The organism is Pseudoxanthomonas suwonensis J47 (assembly GCF_000513955.1).
Classification (GTDB): Bacteria; Pseudomonadota; Gammaproteobacteria; order Xanthomonadales; family Xanthomonadaceae; genus Pseudoxanthomonas; species Pseudoxanthomonas suwonensis_C.
On record NZ_KI911328.1, the window covers coordinates 70,824 to 89,571 of the forward strand.

At 70.1% G+C, this 18,748-nt stretch carries 13 protein-coding genes; 3 read left to right on the forward strand and 10 right to left on the reverse strand.

Going from position 1 to position 18,748, the window contains the following annotated elements; genetic code table 11:
- Positions 1 to 11 precede the first annotated feature (11 nt).
- From acnB to M503_RS0111730, 3 genes are read right to left on the reverse strand one after another with little or no spacing between them, the layout of a single operon-like run.
- Complete coding sequence (acnB, locus tag M503_RS0111720) at positions 12 to 2,603, reverse strand: bifunctional aconitate hydratase 2/2-methylisocitrate dehydratase (protein WP_028918828.1); 2,592 nt, start codon at positions 2,601 to 2,603, stop codon at positions 12 to 14.
- Positions 2,604 to 2,645: 42 nt separating this feature from the next.
- On the reverse strand, positions 2,646 to 3,044 hold the full coding sequence (locus M503_RS0111725; RefSeq protein WP_028918829.1) for a type II toxin-antitoxin system VapC family toxin: 399 nt from the start codon (positions 3,042 to 3,044) through the stop codon (positions 2,646 to 2,648).
- The gene (locus M503_RS0111730; protein ID WP_024868834.1) at positions 3,041 to 3,271 is read right to left on the reverse strand and encodes an AbrB/MazE/SpoVT family DNA-binding domain-containing protein; all 231 of its coding nucleotides are present in this window, start codon (positions 3,269 to 3,271) and stop codon (positions 3,041 to 3,043) included. Before M503_RS0111730 ends, M503_RS0111725 begins: the two co-directional genes overlap by 4 nt.
- Before the next feature lie 212 nt (positions 3,272 to 3,483).
- Here M503_RS0111730 and acnA point away from each other — a divergent pair, with 212 nt between their 5' ends.
- Positions 3,484 to 6,252, forward strand: a complete 2,769-nt coding sequence (gene acnA, locus M503_RS0111735; protein ID WP_028918830.1) for an aconitate hydratase AcnA — start codon at positions 3,484 to 3,486, stop codon at positions 6,250 to 6,252.
- A 77-nt stretch (positions 6,253 to 6,329) separates the two neighbouring features.
- On the opposite strand, the gene M503_RS0111740 is transcribed toward acnA, so the two are convergent.
- Positions 6,330 to 6,803 carry a nuclear transport factor 2 family protein gene (locus tag M503_RS0111740; protein ID WP_231472368.1) on the reverse strand — a complete coding sequence of 158 codons (474 nt, stop codon included), beginning with the start codon at positions 6,801 to 6,803 and terminating at the stop codon, positions 6,330 to 6,332.
- Positions 6,804 to 6,891: 88 nt separating this feature from the next.
- Here M503_RS0111740 and M503_RS0111745 point away from each other — a divergent pair, with 88 nt between their 5' ends.
- Both M503_RS0111745 and M503_RS0111750 read left to right on the forward strand, forming a co-directional pair.
- Entirely contained in the window at positions 6,892 to 8,589 is a 1,698-nt protein-coding gene (locus M503_RS0111745; RefSeq protein WP_028918832.1) for a long-chain fatty acid--CoA ligase, read from the forward strand.
- 242 nt (positions 8,590 to 8,831) lie between these two features.
- Entirely contained in the window at positions 8,832 to 9,701 is an 870-nt protein-coding gene (locus M503_RS0111750) for a crotonase/enoyl-CoA hydratase family protein (RefSeq protein WP_024868830.1), read from the forward strand.
- 116 nt (positions 9,702 to 9,817) lie between these two features.
- Here the strand turns inward: M503_RS0111750 and M503_RS0111755 are convergent, their stop codons facing one another.
- The 6 genes from M503_RS0111755 to M503_RS0111780 form a co-directional block, all read right to left on the reverse strand.
- Complete coding sequence (locus M503_RS0111755; protein ID WP_028918833.1) at positions 9,818 to 12,010, reverse strand: ATP-binding protein; 2,193 nt, start codon at positions 12,008 to 12,010, stop codon at positions 9,818 to 9,820.
- Positions 12,003 to 13,142 (reverse strand): HD-GYP domain-containing protein, encoded by a 1,140-nt coding sequence (locus tag M503_RS0111760; protein WP_081721035.1) that lies wholly within the window; start codon positions 13,140 to 13,142, stop codon positions 12,003 to 12,005. Before M503_RS0111760 ends, M503_RS0111755 begins: the two co-directional genes overlap by 8 nt.
- A 184-nt stretch (positions 13,143 to 13,326) precedes the next feature.
- Positions 13,327 to 14,853 (reverse strand): lysine--tRNA ligase, encoded by a 1,527-nt coding sequence (gene lysS, locus M503_RS0111765; RefSeq protein WP_028918835.1) that lies wholly within the window; start codon positions 14,851 to 14,853, stop codon positions 13,327 to 13,329.
- A 119-nt stretch (positions 14,854 to 14,972) separates the two neighbouring features.
- A protein-coding gene (gene prfB / locus M503_RS0111770; RefSeq protein WP_155952058.1) for a peptide chain release factor 2 occupies positions 14,973 to 16,101 on the reverse strand; the annotation gives its coding sequence in 2 pieces (ribosomal slippage) (positions 14,973 to 16,025 and positions 16,027 to 16,101; 1,128 coding nt in all).
- 235 nt (positions 16,102 to 16,336) lie between these two features.
- Positions 16,337 to 18,130, reverse strand: coding sequence for a hypothetical protein (locus M503_RS0111775; protein ID WP_051414571.1), 1,794 nt, complete (start codon positions 18,128 to 18,130; stop codon positions 16,337 to 16,339).
- A gap of 13 nt (positions 18,131 to 18,143) precedes the next feature.
- Positions 18,144 to 18,740: an NfuA family Fe-S biogenesis protein gene (locus M503_RS0111780; RefSeq protein ID WP_024868824.1), complete on the reverse strand. Its 597-nt coding sequence runs from the start codon at positions 18,738 to 18,740 to the stop codon at positions 18,144 to 18,146.
- Positions 18,741 to 18,748: the final 8 nt, after the last annotated feature.

The following is an 18,748-nucleotide window of genomic DNA, read 5'->3' on the forward strand; positions in this document are numbered from 1 at the left end:
GGACGGGACGGTCAGGCCGCCACGCTCGCCGCCGTCTCGCGGTATTCCTCGATCTGGTCGAAGTTCATGTAGCGGTAGATCTCCGCGCCCTTCTCGTTGATCACGCCGATGTCCGCCATGTACTCCTCCTTGGTCGGGATCTTGCCCAGGCGCGAGCAGATCGCCGCCAGCTCGGCCGAACCCAGGAACACGTTGGAGTTGCGGCCCAGGCGGTTCGGGAAGTTGCGGGTCGAGGTGGAGAACACCGTGGCGCCTTCGCGGACCTGGGCCTGGTTGCCCATGCACAGCGAGCAGCCCGGCATTTCCATGCGCGCGCCGGCGGTGCCGAAGGTGCCGTAGTGGCCTTCCTTGGTCAGCTCCGAGGCGTCCATCTTGGTCGGCGGCGCGACCCACAGGCGGGTCGGGATGTCGCGCTTGCCTTCCAGCAGCTTGGCCGCGGCACGGAAGTGGCCGATGTTGGTCATGCACGAACCGATGAAGACCTCGTCGATCTTCGTACCGGCCACGTCGGACAGGGTCTTCACGTCGTCCGGGTCGTTCGGGCAGGCCAGCAGCGGCTCGTGCACCTCGGCCAGGTCGATCTCGATGACCGCGGCGTACTCGGCGTCGGCATCGGGCTCGAGCAGCTGCGGGTTGGCCAGCCACTCTTCCATCTTCTTGATCCGGCGGGCCAGCGAACGGGCGTCCTGGTAGCCCTCGGCGATCATCCACTTCAGCAGCGTAATGTTGCTGTTGAGGTACTCGATGATCGGCTCCTTGTTCAGGCGCACGGTGCAGCCGGCGGCCGAACGCTCGGCCGAGGCGTCGGACAGCTCGAACGCCTGCTCCACCTTCAGGTCCGGCAGGCCTTCGATCTCGAGGATGCGGCCGGAGAAGATGTTCTTCTTGCCCTGCTTGGCGACGGTCAGCAGGCCCTGCTTGATGGCGTAGTACGGGATCGCATTGACCAGGTCACGCAGGGTCACGCCCGGCTGCATCTGGCCCTTGAAGCGCACCAGCACCGACTCCGGCATGTCCAGCGGCATCACGCCGGTGGCGGCGGCGAAGGCGACCAGGCCCGAACCGGCCGGGAACGAGATGCCCACCGGGAAACGGGTGTGCGAGTCACCGCCGGTGCCGACGGTGTCGGGCAGCAGCATGCGGTTGAGCCAGCTGTGGATCACGCCGTCGCCCGGGCGCAGCGAGACGCCGCCGCGGGTGGAGATGAACTCCGGCAGTGTGTGGTGGGTCTTGACGTCGACCGGCTTCGGATAGGCCGCGGTGTGGCAGAACGACTGCATCACCAGGTCGGCCGAGAAGCCCAGGCAGGCCAGGTCCTTCAGCTCGTCGCGGGTCATCGGGCCGGTGGTGTCCTGGGAACCGACCGAGGTCATCTTCGGCTCGCAGTAGGTGCCCGGGCGCACGCCCTTGCCTTCCGGCAGGCCGCAGGCGCGACCGACCATCTTCTGCGCCAGCGAATAGCCCTTGCCGGTGTCGGCCGGCTGCTGCGGCAGGCGGAACAGGGTCGAGGCCGGCAGGCCCAGCGACTCGCGCGCCTTGGCGGTCAGGCCGCGGCCGATGATCAGCGGGATGCGGCCGCCGGCGCGCACCTCGTCGAACAGCACGTCGGACTTGACCTTGAACTCGGCGATGACTTCGCCGTTCTTGATCGCCTTGCCCGCGTACGGCTGCAGCTCGACGACGTCGCCGTGCTCCATCTTCGACACGTCCAGCTCGATCGGCAGGGCGCCGGCGTCTTCCATGGTGTTGTAGAAGATCGGGGCGATCTTGCCGCCCAGGCAGACGCCGCCGGCGCGCTTGTTCGGGATGTACGGGATGTCGTCGCCGGTCCACCACAGCACCGAGTTGGTCGCCGACTTGCGCGAGGAGCCGGTGCCGACCACGTCGCCGACGTAGGCGACCAGGTGGCCCTTCTCCTTGAGCTTGAGGATCTCGCCGATCGGGCCGCGCTTGCCGTCTTCCTCCGGCACGAACGGCGCGTCGCCGCGCTTGTTCTTCAGCATCGCCAGGGCGTGCATCGGGATGTCCGGGCGGGTGGTGGCGTCCGGGGCCGGCGACAGGTCGTCGGTGTTGGTCTCGCCCGGCACCTTGAACACGGTGATGGTCAGGCTCTCCGGCACTTCCGGCTTGCTGGTGAACCACTCGGCGTCGGCCCAGCTCTGCAGCACGGCCTTGGCGTTGGGATTGCCGGCCTTGGCCTTCTCTTCCACGTCGTGGAACTGGTCGAACACCAGCAGGGTGTGCTTCAGGCCTTCGGCGGCGATGGCGCCGACCTCGGCGTCGTCCAGCAGCTCGATCAGCGGCGAGACGTTGTAGCCGCCGAGCATGGTGCCCAGCAGCTCGGTGGCGCGGGCGCGGCTGATCAGCGGGTTCTTCTCGCTGCCGAAGGCCAGCGCGGCCAGGTAGGAGGCCTTGACCTTGGCGGCGTCGTCGACGCCGGCGGGAACGCGGTGGGTGAGCAGGTCGACCAGGAACTGCTCTTCGCCGGCCGGCGGGTTCTTCAGCAGCTCGATGACCTCGGCGGTCTGCTGCGCGCTCAGCGGCAGCGGCGGGATGCCGAGGGCGGCGCGCTCGGCGACGTGGTGGCGGTAGGCTTCCAACATGGACAACTCCGGGGAACGGAACAGGTAAAGGATTCTTCGGGCTCAGGCTTGCGGCACGATCAGCTTCAGGCCCTTGAAGTAGTCGCGGTAAAAGGCGTCGTTCCAGGTGACCAGGCCGTCGCACTGGAGCATGGCGTGGGCGCCGACCATGAACTCGCCGATGCGGTGGCCGGCACCGCCGCGCTGGCGGTGCCGGCGCAGCATCTCGCCGGCGCGCAGGGCGGACTTGGCCTCGAGCGGGCTGAAATGGATGCCCATCTCCTCCAGCGCTTCCTGGACTTCGGCGCCGCCGCGCAGCGCGGCGCACAGCTCGGCAAGGGTGGTGCCGCTCACGACCACGCGGCCGCCGACCAGCGCCTGGCGCAGGCAGGCCTCGACCGCGTCGGCGCGGGGGCCATCGCTGAGCAGCTCGATCAGGACCGGGGAATCGACCGCGATCATGCCTCGCCTTCGTTACGAAGGCTGCGTACGGCATCCTCGGCGGACTCGAAGCCGTCGAGGGCGAACTTGCCGCGGGCGCGGGAAATGGCGTCGTCCACGCTCTTGCGCAGGACGATCCGGCTGCCCTCCAGCTCGACCTTGAGCAGGGTGCCCTTGGTCAGGCCCAGCGCGTCACGCACCGCCTTGGGCAGGGTGATCTGGCCGCGCTCGGCAACGGTGGCTTCCATGGGGCGCCTCCCGGGTAGATGGTATGGCGAAATAATACATACTTTTCCATGCATACTCAAACCTGCATGGGGCATTCCGGGCCAGAATGGCCCTGCCCCGCGACCACCGGCGCCATTGCCGGCCGTGACGGTCCTGTTATTGAATGGCAGCGACAATCGACGATTGCCCTTTCCGCCGCCGGGACTGGCGGCGCCAGCCAGAGGAGCCCGCCATGCGCGATTCCTTCGCCACCCGCAGCCGCCTGGACGTCGGCGGCAGGTCGTTCACCTACGCCAGCCTGCCCACCCTCGGGAAGCGGTTCGACCTGTCCCGTCTGCCCTATTCAATGAAGATCCTGCTGGAGAACCTGCTCCGGCACGAGGACGGGGTGACCGTCCTGCCCGCGCACATCGAGGCGGTCGCCAAGTGGGATCCCAAGGCCGAGCCCGATACCGAGATCGCCTTCATGCCGGCGCGCGTGGTCCTGCAGGACTTCACCGGCGTGCCCTGCGTGGTCGACCTGGCCGCGATGCGCGACGCCGTGGTCAAGCTCGGCGGCAAGGCCAGCCAGATCAACCCGCTGATTCCCTCGGAGCTGGTCATCGACCACTCCATCCAGGTCGACGTGTTCGGCAAGGCCGACGCGCTGGACCTCAACGGGCGCATCGAGTTCGAGCGCAACCGCGAGCGCTACGCGTTCCTGCGCTGGGGCCAGAAGGCCTTCGACGGCTTCCGCGTGGTGCCGCCGAACACCGGCATCGTCCACCAGGTGAACCTGGAGCACCTGGCGCGGGTGGTGATGACCTCCCCCGCTTCCGACGGGAGCGGGGACGGCGAGACCTGGGCCTACCCGGACACCGTGTTCGGCACCGACTCGCACACCACGATGATCAACGGCATCGGCGTGCTCGGCTGGGGCGTGGGCGGCATCGAGGCGGAGGCGGCGATGCTCGGCCAGCCCTCGTCGATGCTGATCCCGCAGGTGGTCGGCTTCGAGCTCACCGGCAGGCTGCCGGAAGGCTCCACCGCCACCGACCTGGTGCTGACCGTGACCCAGATGCTGCGCAAGCACGGGGTGGTCGGCAAGTTCGTCGAGTTCTACGGCGACGGCCTGCAGCACCTGCCGCTGGCCGACCGCGCCACCATCGGCAACATGGCCCCGGAGTACGGCGCCACCTGCGGCATCTTCCCGATCGACGCGGAGTCGCTGAACTACCTGCGCCTGTCCGGCCGCAGCGAGGAACAGATCGCCCTGGTCGAGGCCTACGCCCGCGCCCAGGGCCTGTGGCACGAGCCCAACAGCCCGCACGCCCAGTACAGCTCCACCCTGCACCTGGACATGGGCGACGTGAAGCCGTCGCTGGCCGGCCCCAAGCGCCCGCAGGACCGCGTCCTGCTCGGCGAGATGAAGCGGAACTACCGCGAGAACGTGGCCCTGCTGACCGCCACCCGCGACAAGCGCAGCCCGGAAGTGGCCGACTTCATCGCCGAGGGCGGCACCGCCGCGGTCGGCAACGAGGCCCTGCACAAGGGCGTGGCCCATGTCGAGATCGACGGCCAGCAGGTCAAGCTGCGCGACGGCGCGGTGGTGATCGCCGCGATCACCTCCTGCACCAACACTTCCAACCCGGCGGTGATGGTCGCCGCCGGCCTGCTCGCGCGCAACGCCGCCGCGCGCGGGCTCAACCGCCAGCCCTGGGTGAAGACCTCGCTGGCCCCGGGTTCGCGCGTGGTCACCGACTACCTGGAAAAGGCCGGCCTGCTGAAGGAACTGGAGAAGGTCGGCTTCTACATCGTCGGCTATGGCTGCACCACCTGCATCGGCAACTCCGGTCCGCTGCCGCAGGAAGTCAGCGCCGGCATCGCCGCCGGCGACCTCGTCGTGACCTCGGTGCTGTCGGGCAACCGCAACTTCGAGGGTCGCGTGCACCCCGAGGTCAAGATGAACTACCTGGCCAGCCCGCCGCTGGTGGTGGCCTATGCCCTGGCCGGCACCACCGACATCGACCTGACCACCGAGCCGCTGGGCACCGGCAGCGACGGCCAGCCGGTCTACCTGCGCGACATCTGGCCTTCGAGCAGGGAGATCGGCGACGTCATCGCCTCGACCATCGGCCCGGAGATGTTCAAGCAGAACTACGCCGACGTGTTCAAGGGCGACAACCGCTGGAACACGATCGACTCGCCCGATGGCGACCTGTACGCCTGGGACGACGCCTCCACCTACATCAAGAACCCGCCCTACTTCGAAGGCATGACCATGGAGGTCGGCTCGATCGGCGACATCCACGGCGCGCGCGTGCTCGGCCTGTTCGGCGACTCGATCACCACCGACCACATCTCGCCGGCCGGCAACATCAAGGAGGACTCGCCGGCCGGGCGCTTCCTGCAGTCGCGCGGCGTGCAGCCGGCGGACTTCAACAGCTACGGCAGCCGCCGCGGCAACGACGACGTGATGGTCCGCGGCACCTTCGCCAACATCCGCATCAAGAACCTGTTCTTCGGCGGCGAGGAAGGCGGGAACACCCTGTACTTCGGTTCCAACCCGCCGGAGAAGATGTCGATCTACGACGCGGCGATGAAGTACAAGGCCAGCGGCACCCCGCTGCTGGTGATCGCCGGCAAGGAATACGGCACCGGCTCCTCGCGCGACTGGGCGGCCAAGGGCACCAACCTGCTGGGCGTCAAGGCGGTGATCGCCGAGAGCTTCGAGCGCATCCACCGCTCCAACCTGGTCGGCATGGGCGTGCTGCCGCTGCAGTTCCAGGCCGGCCAGAACGCGCAGTCGCTGGGCCTGGACGGCACCGAGACCTTCGACATCGCCGGCCTGCAGGACGGCGCCAGCAAGACCGCGAAGGTCACCGCGCGCAAGGCCGATGGCCGCACGGTGGAGTTCGAGGTCCACGTGCTGCTGCTGACCCCGAAGGAAGTGGAGTACTTCCGCCACGGCGGCCTGCTGCAGTACGTGCTGCGCCAGCTGGCCTCGCGCGAGGCGGCCTGACCGCCCCCTGCCGGGACGGCCCGGCAGGGAGGCACCGCGTTCCCCGACTGCCCCGGCGCGCGCCGCGCCTGGGCTCTTTATTGGCCGCCCCTCGGCTTCCAATCGGCGTAGTACAGGCGCCACCCGTCGTCCCCGTCGCGCCAGGCCGAGGTGACCTCCCAGGCCTGCGCGCGCTCGGGCAGGAAGCGGTTGCCGCCGGTGGCCAGGGCACTGAAGCGCACGGTCGCGCGCTGGCCCTGCAGTTCCACCTCGGCCGGGCCGAGAGTCACCCCGATGCTTGCATTGGCCAGCACTTGCGCGCGCACTATCTGCTGCAACGCAGCACGATCCATGCCACCGGGACCGGCGAAATCCTCGGCCACGCCGTCCATGAAGGCGGACGCGTTGCGCTCCTCCAGCGCGGCCTGCATCGTCGAAATCCGCTCGCGCAGACGCTGTTCCGGAGGTTCGCGCGAACACCCCGCCAGCACCACCAGGACCGCCAGCATCCCCGCCACGACCGCCGCCTTTGCCATCCCACCCCTTCGCCGCATGTGCTTCGCCTTTTCCATCCGGAACGGTATGCTCCCACTCCGGCACGCCAGAGCGTGCCTTGACTATATTTGACAAATGGCCACACCACCTCGGGAGGGAGGCGCAATGAATCCGGATCGTCCTTGGTTGCAGAGTTATCCGCAGGGCGTGCCCGCGGAGATCGATCCGGACGAATACCGCTCGATCCCGGCGGTGTTCGCGTCCTCGGTGAAGCGCTACGGCGAACGCCCCGCGTACCGCAACCTCGGCAAGACCATGACCTACGCCGAGGTCGACGAACTGAGCAGGCAGTTCGCCGCCTACCTGCTGGGCGAGCTCGGGCTGAAGAAGGGCGATCGCGTCGCGATCATGATGCCCAACTGCCTGCAGTACCCGATCGCGACCTTCGGCGTCCTGCGCGCCGGCCTGACCGTGGTCAACGTCAACCCGCTGTACACCGCGCGCGAGCTCAAGCACCAGCTGGTCGACGCCGGCGCCGCGGCGATCGTGGTGGTCGACAACTTCGGCCACACCGTGCAGGAAGTGCTGGCCGAGACCCCGCTCAAGCAGGTCATCACCACCGGCCTGGGCGACATGCTCGGCTTCCCGAAGGGCCCCATCGTCAACTTCGTGCTGAAGTACGTGAAGAAGATGGTGCCGGAGTACGACATCCCCGGCGCCGTGCGCTTCAAGGACGCGCTGGCGGCCGGCAAGCGCCACCCGCTGCCGCAGGTCGACATCGACCCGGGCGACATCGCCTTCCTGCAGTACACCGGCGGCACCACCGGCGTGGCCAAGGGCGCGATGCTGACCCACCGCAACCTGGTGGCGAACATGCAGCAGGCTTCGGCCTGGCTGGGCGCCAACAAGCTCGAGCGCGGCAAGGAAGTGATCATCACCGCGCTGCCGCTGTACCACATCTTCGCGCTGACGGCGAACGGCCTGGTGTTCATGGAGCTCGGTGGCCTCAACCACCTGATCACCAACCCGCGCGACATGCCGAACTTCGTCAAGGAGCTGAAGACCTCCGGCTTCACCGCGATCACCGGCGTCAACACCCTGTTCAATGGCCTGCTCAACACGCCGGGCTTCGACGAGGTGGATTTCTCGAAGCTCAAGATCACCCTGGGCGGCGGCATGGCCGTGCAGCGCGCGGTGGCCGAGCGCTGGAAGAAGGTCACCGGCGTGACCCTGGTCGAGGCCTACGGCCTGACCGAGACTTCGCCGGCGGTGTGCATCAATCCGCTGGACCTGAAGGAATTCAACGGCTCGATCGGCCTGCCGATCCCGTCCACCGACGTGTGCATCAAGGACGACGACGGCAAGGAAGTGCCGCAGGGCGAGGTCGGCGAGCTGTGCGTCAAGGGCCCGCAGGTGATGAAGGGCTACTGGCAGCGTCCGGAAGAGACGGCCAAGGTGATCGACGCCGACGGCTGGCTCCACACCGGCGACATGGCGCGCATCGACGAGAAGGGCTTCGTCTACATCGTCGACCGCAAGAAGGACATGATCCTGGTCTCGGGCTTCAACGTGTACCCGAACGAGATCGAGGACGTGGTCGCGGCGATGCCGGGCGTGCTGGAAGTGGCCGCGGTCGGCGTGCCGGACGAGCGTTCGGGCGAGGCGGTGAAGCTGTTCGTGGTGAAGAAGGACCCGTCGCTCACCGCCGAACAGATCAAGGCCTACTGCCGCGAGGCGCTGACCGGCTACAAGCAGCCGCGCCACATCGAGTTCCGCACCGAGCTGCCGAAGAGCAACGTCGGCAAGATCCTGCGCAAGGAACTGCGCGACCCGGCGCCGGCCACCCAGGCCGCCGCGCACTGACGTCCCGGCGGGCGGCGGCCACGCGCCGCCGCCCTGCCCTCCAGTCCCCCGCACCCCCAAACCCACGCCCCGCGTGCGTCTTCCGCGGGCGTCTGGAGGCCCGTCTTTCCCCTCCTGCCACGCAGGATCCCGCCCCCGGCGGCCAGAACGGTTTAACTTTCGGTTCAGGTGTAGCATGGCCCGGCAGCAATCACGCCTGCCGCGATTCCCTCGGCAGGCCCGAAGCCCCCGGAGAAGACGCCATGAGCAATATCGAGAAACTGCAGCGCACCCACACCTTCCCGACCATCCGCGTGCAGGTCCCCGCGGACGGCAGCGCGCACTGGCTGTACATGCACGCCGACGCAGGCCCGGGTACGCGCCCCTGTTGCCGCTCCGAGGTCATCGACGACATCTGGGGCTACATGGCCTCCATCACCCTGCGCGAGGCGCAGCGCAACCAGGGCCGCCTGCGCCACCTGGTGCTCGCCTCCGACGCTTCGGCGTTCAACCTCGGCGGCGACCTGGACCTGTTCGCCCAGCTGATCCGCGCCGGCGACCGCGAGCGCCTGCTCGGCTACGCGCGCCGCTGCATCGACGGCGTCCACCACCTGCACACCGGCCTGGGCGGCGACGTGCACACCATCGCCCTGGTCCAGGGCGACGCGCTCGGCGGCGGCCTGGAAATGGCCCTGGCCTGCCACACCATCGTCGCCGAGGAAGGCGTCGGCATGGGCCTGCCGGAGGTGCTGTTCGGGCTGTTCCCGGGCATGGGCGCCTACTCCTTCCTTTGCAAGCGCGTCAGCCCGCGCCAGGCCGAGAAGATGATCCTCGGCGGCGAGGTCTACAGCAGCGAGGAGATGTACCGGATGGGCGTGGTCGACGTGCTGGTGCCAAAGGGCCAGGGCGAGTCGGCCGTGCAGGAGATGATCCGCCAGCAGCAGCGCATCCCGCACTCCTACCTGGCCATGAACCAGGTCCGCCGCATCGGCCAGCCGGTCAGCTACGACGAGCTGATGGGCATCACCGAGGTGTGGGTGGATACCGCCCTGGCGCTGGGCGACAAGTCGCTGAAGACCATGGAGCGCATCGTGCGTGCGCAGACCCGGAGGTCCGCTTCGGAAGCCGCCTGATCGGACCGGCGGCCCCGTAGCCGCCCCGCCCGTAGGGGGATCGGGCCCGGCTGGATGCCGGGCCTTTGTTTTGCGCGTGCGGAAGGATTCGAAGCGGCGGAAACGCCGCCTGGCGCTCAGCCCGGTTCGCCGCCGCCGTCGCGGACCGTCCCGCGCGCACGTTCGCGCGCGGCCAGCGCGTCGCGGCCCTGGGTCAGCGCGGCGTTGAGCATGGCGATGCGCTGCCGCCATTCGTTGCGGATCTGCCAGTCGGCCAGGCGCATCAGTTCGCTGCCCTGCGCCGCCACCCGCACCAGGCCGAGGTTGGCCGCCACGCCCTTGATCGCATGGGCATGGTCGCGCAGGCGCGCCCAGTCCGCCGCCTCGGCGGCGTGGGTCATCGCGCCGATGCAGCCATCAGCGTCGGCCAGGCAGTGGGCGATGAACTCGCGCTCGAAGGCCTCGCCCATGCCCATCTGCGCCAGCTCGTCGAGCACCGAGGTGTCGAGCACGCCGTCGGCCGCCTCCCCCGCCGGCCGCGGCACCGGCACGGCGCTGCGGCGGCCGCGCTGGGCGGCGACGTCGGACAGGATTTCCAGCAGCCGCGTGGCGGCGACCGGCTTGGCCAGGAAGGCGTAGGCGCCGGCCTGTTCGCAGCGCTGGATCGATTCGGGGGTGACGTCGGCGCTGAGCACGATCACCGGCGTGCGCGGGCCGCCGCCGGCCTGCATCACCCGCAACTGCTTGAGCAGGTCCAGGCCGCTGACGCCGGGCATGTGCAGGTCGACGATCGCCGCGTCGAACTCGCCGGCGGCCATCGCGTCGAGCACCTCCTCGCCGCCCTCCACCGAGGTCACCCGGTGGCCGGCCTTCTGCAGCAGGCGCTGCAGGACCATGCGGTTGGCCTCGTAGTCGTCCGCGATCAGCAGGTGCATGCTGCGCACGCGGGCGCGGTGGCGCAGGAACGGATCGGCGAAGGCGATGACATTCCCGCCGGCATCGCGCAACGCGGTCTCGCCCTCGACCTCGGCGACCATCGGCGCGGCCGGCTGCGCCGGGCGCTCGGCCGGCGGCTCGAACGGGATCTCGACCCAGAACAGGCTGCCGCGCTCCTCCAGGCTCTCGAAGCCGATGCGCCCGCCCATCGCCTCGGCCAGGCCCTTGGCGATGGTGGTGCCCAGGCCGGTGCCGCCGTAGCGGCGCGCCAGGCTGGCGTCGGCCTGCTCGAAGGCCTTGAACAGGCGGTTGCGCATCGCCGCCGGCACGCCGATGCCGGTGTCGGTGACCGAGAAGCGCAGGCGCGTGCGGCTGTCGCCCGGCGGCGACGGCACCACGGTGACGTCCACGCGCACCCGGCCCTGGTCGGTGAATTTCACCGCGTTGCCGACCAGGTTCAGCAGCACCTGGCGCAGGTGGCCGGCGTCGCCGCGCACCCGCTGCGGCACCGCGTCGGCGATCACCACCAGGTAGTCGAGCTTCTTGGCGCGGGCCTGCGGATGCAGGATCAGGCCGATGCTGGCCAGCAGCTCGCGCGGCGAGAAATCCTCGGGATTGAGCTTGAGCTTGCCGGCCTCGATCGCGGAGATGTCGAGCACGTCCTCGACCAGCGCCATCAGCGTGCGGGTCGAGGCCTGGATGGTGCGCACGCATTCGCGCTGCTCGTCGTCCAGGCGGGTGGTGGCCAGCACCTCGGACATGCCGGCCAGGCCGTTGAGCGGGGTGCGGAACTCGTGGCTCATGTTGGCCAGGAAGCGGCTCTTGGCCTCGCTGGCGCGGCGCGCCTCCTCGGTGGCGCGGGTCAGCTGCCGCAGCAGGCTGGACAGGTACAGCGGCACCGCCGCCAGGCCGCACAGCAGGCCGATGCCCAGGCCGAGGATGCGGTGCCAGAACTCGTTGAACACCAGCACGCTGCCGAAGCAGGCCAGGGCCATGCCCACCGCCCCGACCAGGTAGCGGTTGCCGTAGCGCAGGCCGTTGCCGACGGTGACCCACATGATCACCACGTACATCCAGGCGATCGGCTCGCCCATGCGGATCATGCACGCGGCCATCAGCCCGTAGTCGGCGAACATGCCGGCCACGCGGCGCAGGTCCGAGCGGCCCGGCCGCGCCAGCAGCGCGCTGAAGATCACCAGGCTCAGCACCAGGCCGGAGCCGACGATCAGGACCACGTCGCGGAACTGCTCCGGGCCCAGGCCGCTGCGCGAGGACGGCAGCAGCACGTAGGAGAAGATGAGGCTGATCAGCACGATGCGGACCAGCGCCTGGCCGTGTTCGCTGTCGGGCCGGTTGGACAGCCGCCCGCGGAACCAGGCCAGGATCTCAGACATTGGCCAGTCCCCCCGGCCGCGCCGAGGCGGTGGAGTACTGCTCGCAGATCTGCTGCAGGCGGTCGCGGCCGCGCAGCAGCGCATCCACGCATTCGGGGTCGAACAGGCGCCCGCGCTGGGCGTAGAGGTAGGCCAGCGCGGCGTCGATGGTCCACGCCTCCTTGTACGGGCGCGGCGAGATCAGCGCGTCGAACACGTCGGCCACCGCGACGATGCGCGCCTCCAGCGGGATCGCCTCGCCGGCCAGGCCGTCCGGATAGCCGCTGCCGTCGTAGCGCTCGTGGTGGCGCAGGGCGATCATCGCGCCGACCTGGATGAAGCGGTTCTGGCTGCCGGACAGCAGCTCGTGGCCGATGCGCGGATGGCGGCGCATGATCGCCATTTCTTCCTCGTCGAGCTTGCCAGGCTTCATCAGCACCGCGTCGGGGATGGCGATCTTGCCCATGTCGTGCAGGGGCGCGGCCATCTCGATGGTGCGGACGTCGTCCTCCGGCAGGCCCATGCCCTCGGCGACCAGGCCGGCCACGCGCGACATGCGTTCCAGGTAGGCGCTGGTGCCCGAATCGCGGAACTCGATCGCGCGGGCCAGGCGCGACAGCGTCTCGCGCTCGCGTTCCTCGACCTCGTGCATGCTCGACAGCAGGCGCTGCTCCAGCGACAGCGCGCGCTGCTTGACGGTTTCCGACTGCTGGCGCAGCTGCAGCAGGTTGTGGCAGCGCGCGCGCAGTTCGCGCGGTCGCACCGGCTTGACCAGGAAATCGATCACGCCCGATTCCAGCGCGGCCTGGCGGACGGGCTCGTCGCCGACCACGGTGATCAGGATGATCGGGATGTCGCGGTGCTTGGGCAGGCGGCGGAAGCGGCGGGCGAACTCCAGGCCGTCCATCCCCGGCATGCGGTAGTCGAGCAGCAGCAGGTCGATCGGGTTGTCGTCGCACCAGGCAAGCGCCTGGCGGGCATCGCCGAAATCATGCACGGCGAGCTCCGACGTGATGTCCTCGATGATGTGCCGCAGCATCGTGCGCGCCGATGCCTGATCGTCGACGATGACGATATCCAATGCCCGCTCCGCCCCGTTGAACCCCTTGTCGGGATCGCAGATTACCGCGTTGGCGCCCGATCTCACAGCCATTCCGGCCTCTCCCGGGCAGCGACCGCCGGCGCGGGGGCGCCGGCCGGTGCGGCCGTCACGGAAAAGGACGCAGGAAGCGTGCCAGAAGTGCCCGGGAAGCTCCCCAGGCACGGTTACCGCATGAACGGTTCAAGCCCGCCGGAAGGCGCCTCGCCCCCTGGCCTGCCGTCCCCGGGCCGCCGGCTCAGCCGGCGTGCTCGGGGCGCATGTACGGGAACAGCAGCACGTCGCGGATCGAGGTGCTGCCGGTCAGCAGCATCACCAGGCGGTCGATGCCGATGCCCAGGCCGCCGGTCGGGGCCATTCCGTACTCGAGCGCACGGATATAGTCGGCATCGAAGTGCATGGCCTCGTCGTCGCCGCCCTCCTTCGCCGCCACCTGGGCCTGGAAGCGCGCCGCCTGGTCTTCCGGATCATTGAGCTCGGAGAAGCCGTTGGCGATCTCCTTGCCGTTGATGAACAGCTCGAAGCGGTCGGTGTAGCCCGGCTCGGTGTCGGAGGCGCGCGCCAGCGGCGAGACCTCCACCGGGTGGTCGGTGATGAAGGTCGGCTGGACCAGGGTGTGCTCGACCGTGGCCTCGAAGATCTCCAGCAGCAGCTTGCCCCAGCCCCACGACGGCTTGACCTTGATCTTCAGCCGCTCGCAGTGGCGCAGCAGCGCCTCGCGGTCGGTGCAGTCGGCCGCGCTGATCTCCGGGTTGTGGTGGCGCACTGCCTCGTCCATGCGCCAGCGGCGGAACGCCGGGCCCAGGTCGATCTTCTGCCCTTCCCACTCCACCTCGGTGGTGCCGAGCACGCTGCGCGCGGTATCGCGGATCACGTTCTCGGTCAGGTCCATGACCTCGTGGTAGGTGGCGTAGGCCTCGTACAGCTCCAGCATCGTGAACTCGGGGTTGTGCCGGGTGGACACGCCCTCGTTGCGGAAGTTGCGGTTGATCTCGTAGACGCGTTCCAGGCCGCCGACGACCAGGCGCTTGAGGTACAGCTCCGGCGCCACGCGCAGGTACAGCTGCAGGTCCAGCGCGTTGTGGTGGGTCACGAACGGCTTGGCCGTAGCGCCGCCGGGGATGTAGTGCATCATCGGCGTTTCCACTTCCAGGAAGCGGCGGTCGTCGAGCCAGGAGCGGATCGCGCGGATGATCCTGCTGCGCTTGACGAAGACCTCGCGCGCCTCCGGCGTCACGATCAGGTCGACGTAGCGCTGGCGGTAGCGCTGCTCGACGTCGCTCAGGCCGTGCCACTTGTCCGGCAGCGGGCGCAGCGACTTGACCAGCAGGCGCAGCGAGCTGGCCTTGACCGAGAGTTCGCCGGTGCGGGTGCGGGTCAGCCCGCCCTCGACCGCGACGATGTCGCCGACGTCGAACGACTTGAACGCCTCGTAGGCCTCGCCGAGGGTGTTGGCCTGCAGGAACAGCTGGATGCGGCCGGACTCGTCCATGACCTGGGCGAAGCTGGCCTTGCCCATCACCCGCTTGGCCATCAGCCGGCCGGCCAGCGCGACGGTGCGCGGCAGCGCTTCCAGCGCCTCGCCGGTCCACTGCTCCGCGTCGGCGAACTCGGCCTGCAGGTCGCCGGCGTAGTCGGCGCGCTTGAAGTCGTTGGGGAAGGCCACGCCCTTCTCGCGCAGCGCAGCGAGCTTGGCGCGGCGCTCGGCGATCAGGTGGTTCTCGTCGGTGGACGGGACGGCGGCGGTTTCGGTGGGCTGGGTCATGGGGTTCGATGGGGAGACGCGGGTTTGGGGTCACCCGGCGCCCGCATCGGCGGCACCGGGCATCTCGAGGGGAGGATGCGGACGCGGTGCCGGTCGGGATGGCCTGGCGGCCATCCTCCTTACGCCGCGTCGCTCCGTTTGGAGCCGGCCTCCAGGCCCGCCTTGAGGCTGGCCTCGACGAACTCGTCCAGGTCGCCGTCGAGCACCTTCTGCGTGTCGCTGCGCTCGATGCCGGTGCGCAGGTCCTTGATCCGGCTCTGGTCGAGCACGTAGTTGCGGATCTGGCTGCCCCAGCCGATGTCGGACTTGGTGGCCTCGACCGCGTCCTTCTCGGCGTTGCGCTTCTGCATCTCCAGTTCGTACAGGCGCGCGGCCAGCATCTTCATCGCGCGGTCGCGGTTGGCATGCTGGCTGCGCTCGGTCTGGCAGGCGACCACGATGCCGGTGGGCACATGGGTGATGCGCACCGCCGACTCGGTCTTGTTGACGTGCTGGCCGCCGGCGCCCGAGGAACGGTACACGTCGGTCTTCAGGTCCGCCGGGTTGATCTCGATGTCGATCTTGTCGTCGACCTCGGGACTGACGAACACCGAGGTGAAGCTGGTGTGGCGGCGGTTGTCCGAGTCGAACGGGCTCTTGCGCACCAGGCGGTGCACGCCGGTCTCGGTCTTCAGCCAGCCGTAGGCGAAGTCGCCTTCCACGCGGAAGGTGGCGGACTTGATGCCGGCCACTTCGCCGCCGGACACCTCCAGCAGCTCGGTCTTCCAGCCGCGCGATTCGCACCAGCGCAGGTACATGCGCAGCAGCATCTCGGCCCAGTCCTGGGCCTCGGTGCCGCCGGCGCCGGCCTGGATGTCGACGAAGGCGTTGGCCGGGTCCATCTGCCCGGAGAACATGCGCTGGAACTCCAGCTTCTCGATGTCCTTCTCGAAGCGGTCGACGTCGGCCGCCACCGCCAGGGCGGTGTCCTCGTCCTGCTCGCTCTCGGCCAGGTCCAGCAGCTCGGTCGAGCCCTCGAGGCCTTCCAGCACCGCGGCGATGCCGCCGACGGTCTTCTCCAGCATGGCGCGCTCGCGGCCGAGGGCCTGCGCCCGCTCCGGGTCATCCCAGACGTTGGGCAGCTCGAGCTCGCGGTTTACTTCTTCCAGACGCTCTTTCTTGGCGTCGTAGTCAAAGATACCCCCTTAGCGAGACCACGCGACCGGTCAGGTCGGCGATGCGCTGGCGGACGGGATTGAGCTCGATCATGGCGGGGGCTGCATGAAGGGAAAACAGCCGCAGATTCTAGCAGGCCGCCCGTTGCTGTAGAGCGGGGCTTGCCCCGCTGCGCCTGTGGCGGCGCTGCATCGCCGAACGGGGGAGTCGGGCAAGCCCGACTCTATGAAGGGGGGCGGGCTTTTCGTGGGGCGGGGCTTGCCCCGCTGCGCCGGTGCTGGCGTTGCGCTGCCGGGCGGGGGAGTCGGGCAAGCCCGACTCTACGGGGTCAGGGGCGCACGCTGCCGTTGTCTTCCTGCAGCTCGGGCTTGAACGGGATGTCCGGCGGCAGCCTGCCGTCGGCCGGCTGCTCGTTGAGGTTGGGGTCGGTGATGCCGCAGCCGCCGCCCAGCTGCAGCAGCGAGACGACGCAGTTGATCCGCTTGCTGGTGCCGGGGATCGGGATCGCCACCGACTTGATGCCCTTGCGCACCCATTCGGCCAGCAGCGACTCGTTCGGCACCCAGTAGCGGTCGAAGCTGGTGGGTTCGTAGTCGTACGGCGGGCGCTTGAGCCAGGTGCCGGACTCGGCGATGCGCTCGCGCGTCCAGGTGTCGTTGTCGCCGCCGGGCGCGCCGCGCTCGGCCAGCCCCTGGCCCGGCGCACCGTCACGCGACCCGGGGCCGCTCGCGCTGCCGCTGCCCTCGCCTTCTCCCGGCAGGCGGATGCGGCCCTGGGCGTCGAACAGGCCCGGCGCGCCGCCGGGCCGCTGCGGGCCGCTGCGGGCCAGGCCCCAGTCGTCGCCGGCCTGCGGCGAGCGCGGGCCGGGGGCCGGGGCGGTGGCGGTTCCGGCGCTGCCGCCCGGCGTGGGCTGGTTGGCCTGCCCCGTTCCCGGCCCGGGCGCGGGCGCCGGCGCGGGTCTGGAATCGGCGGCGACCGCGGCACCAGGCGCGGTGGCGGGCACGGGTGCATCCGCGGCGGAGTCGGCGGCGGCCGCAGGCGCTTCCGTCGCGGCGGCGGTCGCGGTGGCATCCGGCACCGACGGCGTGGGCAGTTCGCGCTCGCGCAGGCTGGGCTCGGCGGGTGTCGGCACGCGCGCCTCGACCTGCGGCGCGCGCACCGTGGCCGGGCGCACCGCGACCTCCGGCAGCGGCAGCGGTTCCTCGACCTCGCGCGTGCGCAGCTCCAGTTCGCGCGGCTGGCGCAGCGGTACGTCCACCGGCCGCGCCTGCGGCGCTACGACAACCGGCGCCTGGACGACGACAACTTCGCGCTCGCGAAGCTGCGGCTCGGCCGGCACCGGGACGACGACCTGGCGCGGCGTGGTCGGCGGCAGGACGTAGTCGATCGTCGGCTGCTCGACCTCGGTCACCTGCACCGGCTGCTCGGGCACCGGTTGCGGCGGCGCCGGCTCGGGGACCTCGCGCTCGACCGCTTCCGGCAGCGGCGGCGGCAGCGGCGCGGCGGGCACGACCTCGACCGCCACCTGCGGCAGCGGCGGCACGGCGGGAGCCGCAGGCCCCGCATCGGCGGCTTCGGTGGCCTCGACCGCGCGCGCCGCGGCGGCCGGGGGCGAAGGCTCGCCACCCGCCTCGCCCGCCACGTCGCCCGGGGCTTCGGACGCCTCCTCCTGCGGAGTACCCGGATCGCCCGCCCCGGTGAAGCCGACCTGGATGCGTTCGCCGCCGCCACCGGCCTCCGGCGGCATCTGCACGTGCAGCAGCTGCATCCACGCGATCCAGGCGAGGAAGGCGACGAACAGCAGGTGCACCAGCAGGCTGCCCGCGCCGGAGACCACGCGCAGCGGGCGCTCGTCGCGCGGCGCCGGCAGCCAGCCCTGGCGGAACAGCGCGACGAAGGCGTGCCAGGTCGGCAGTTCCTCGCCGCGCGCCCGCGGCGCGGGTGGACGCTGCGCCAGCAGGCCGGCCACTTCGCCCGGCCGCGCCCGGGCCACCGCCGGCAGCGGCGGCAGCGCGCGCAGCCACAGCGCCCAGCCATAGGGCAGGCGCGTGCTGCGTTCGACGGGAGGACGGGGTGGCGCGCGCTCGATCAGCGCCTGGATGATGTCGGACGCCCGGGTCACAGGCGCCACGGTTTCAGGCCGCGTTCCCGCGCGGCATGTACGGCGCCTCGCCGCTGGCGTGGTCGGTGGCATCGCGCACCGCGGTCACGCCGGGGACGCGCGCCATCAACGTCTTCTCGATGCCCTGCTTGAGGGTGACGTCGGCCATGCCGCAGCCGTGGCAGCCGCCGCCGAAGCGCAGCAGGACCACGCCGTCGGCCGACACTTCCTGCACGGTGGCGCGGCCGCCGTGCGAGGCCAGCTGCGGGTTGATCTCGTTCTCCATCACCCAGCGCACGCGTTCGACCAGCGAGGCCGACTCGGCCGGGGCCTCGCCCTTGATCTTCGGCGCGCGGATGGTCAGCTGCGTGCTGGCGCCCTGGTAGACGTAGTCGATCTCGGCGCCGTCCAGCCAGGCCACGCTGTCGGCGGCCACGTACAGGGTGAAGCCCTCGCAGTCCACCGCCCACTCGTCGCCGGCCAGTTCGGAGGGCTCGGCGAATTCCAGGCGCGCGTCCGCGCGCGGCGTGCCGGGATTGACCGCGCTCAGCCGCACGCCGAGGCCGGGGATGGCCTCGCGTTCGACCAGCTTGCGGAAGTGCGCCTGCGCGCTGTCGGAGATGTTGATCATGCGGGTAT

Excerpts from the sequence above, each read along its gene's own strand:
- acnB (WP_028918828.1), bottom strand. The coding sequence starts at position 2,603 with ATGTTGGAAGCCTACCGCCACCACGTCGCCGAGCGCGCCGCCCTCGGC.
- M503_RS0111725 (WP_028918829.1), bottom strand. The coding sequence starts at position 3,044 with ATGATCGCGGTCGATTCCCCGGTCCTGATCGAGCTGCTCAGCGATGGC.
- M503_RS0111730 (WP_024868834.1), bottom strand. The coding sequence starts at position 3,271 with ATGGAAGCCACCGTTGCCGAGCGCGGCCAGATCACCCTGCCCAAGGCG.
- acnA (WP_028918830.1), top strand. The coding sequence starts at position 3,484 with ATGCGCGATTCCTTCGCCACCCGCAGCCGCCTGGACGTCGGCGGCAGG.
- M503_RS0111740 (WP_231472368.1), bottom strand. The coding sequence starts at position 6,803 with ATGGAAAAGGCGAAGCACATGCGGCGAAGGGGTGGGATGGCAAAGGCG.
- M503_RS0111745 (WP_028918832.1), top strand. The coding sequence starts at position 6,892 with ATGAATCCGGATCGTCCTTGGTTGCAGAGTTATCCGCAGGGCGTGCCC.
- M503_RS0111750 (WP_024868830.1), top strand. The coding sequence starts at position 8,832 with ATGAGCAATATCGAGAAACTGCAGCGCACCCACACCTTCCCGACCATC.
- M503_RS0111755 (WP_028918833.1), bottom strand. The coding sequence starts at position 12,010 with ATGTCTGAGATCCTGGCCTGGTTCCGCGGGCGGCTGTCCAACCGGCCC.
- M503_RS0111760 (WP_081721035.1), bottom strand. The coding sequence starts at position 13,142 with ATGGCTGTGAGATCGGGCGCCAACGCGGTAATCTGCGATCCCGACAAG.
- lysS (WP_028918835.1), bottom strand. The coding sequence starts at position 14,853 with ATGACCCAGCCCACCGAAACCGCCGCCGTCCCGTCCACCGACGAGAAC.
- M503_RS0111780 (WP_024868824.1), bottom strand. The coding sequence starts at position 18,740 with ATGATCAACATCTCCGACAGCGCGCAGGCGCACTTCCGCAAGCTGGTC.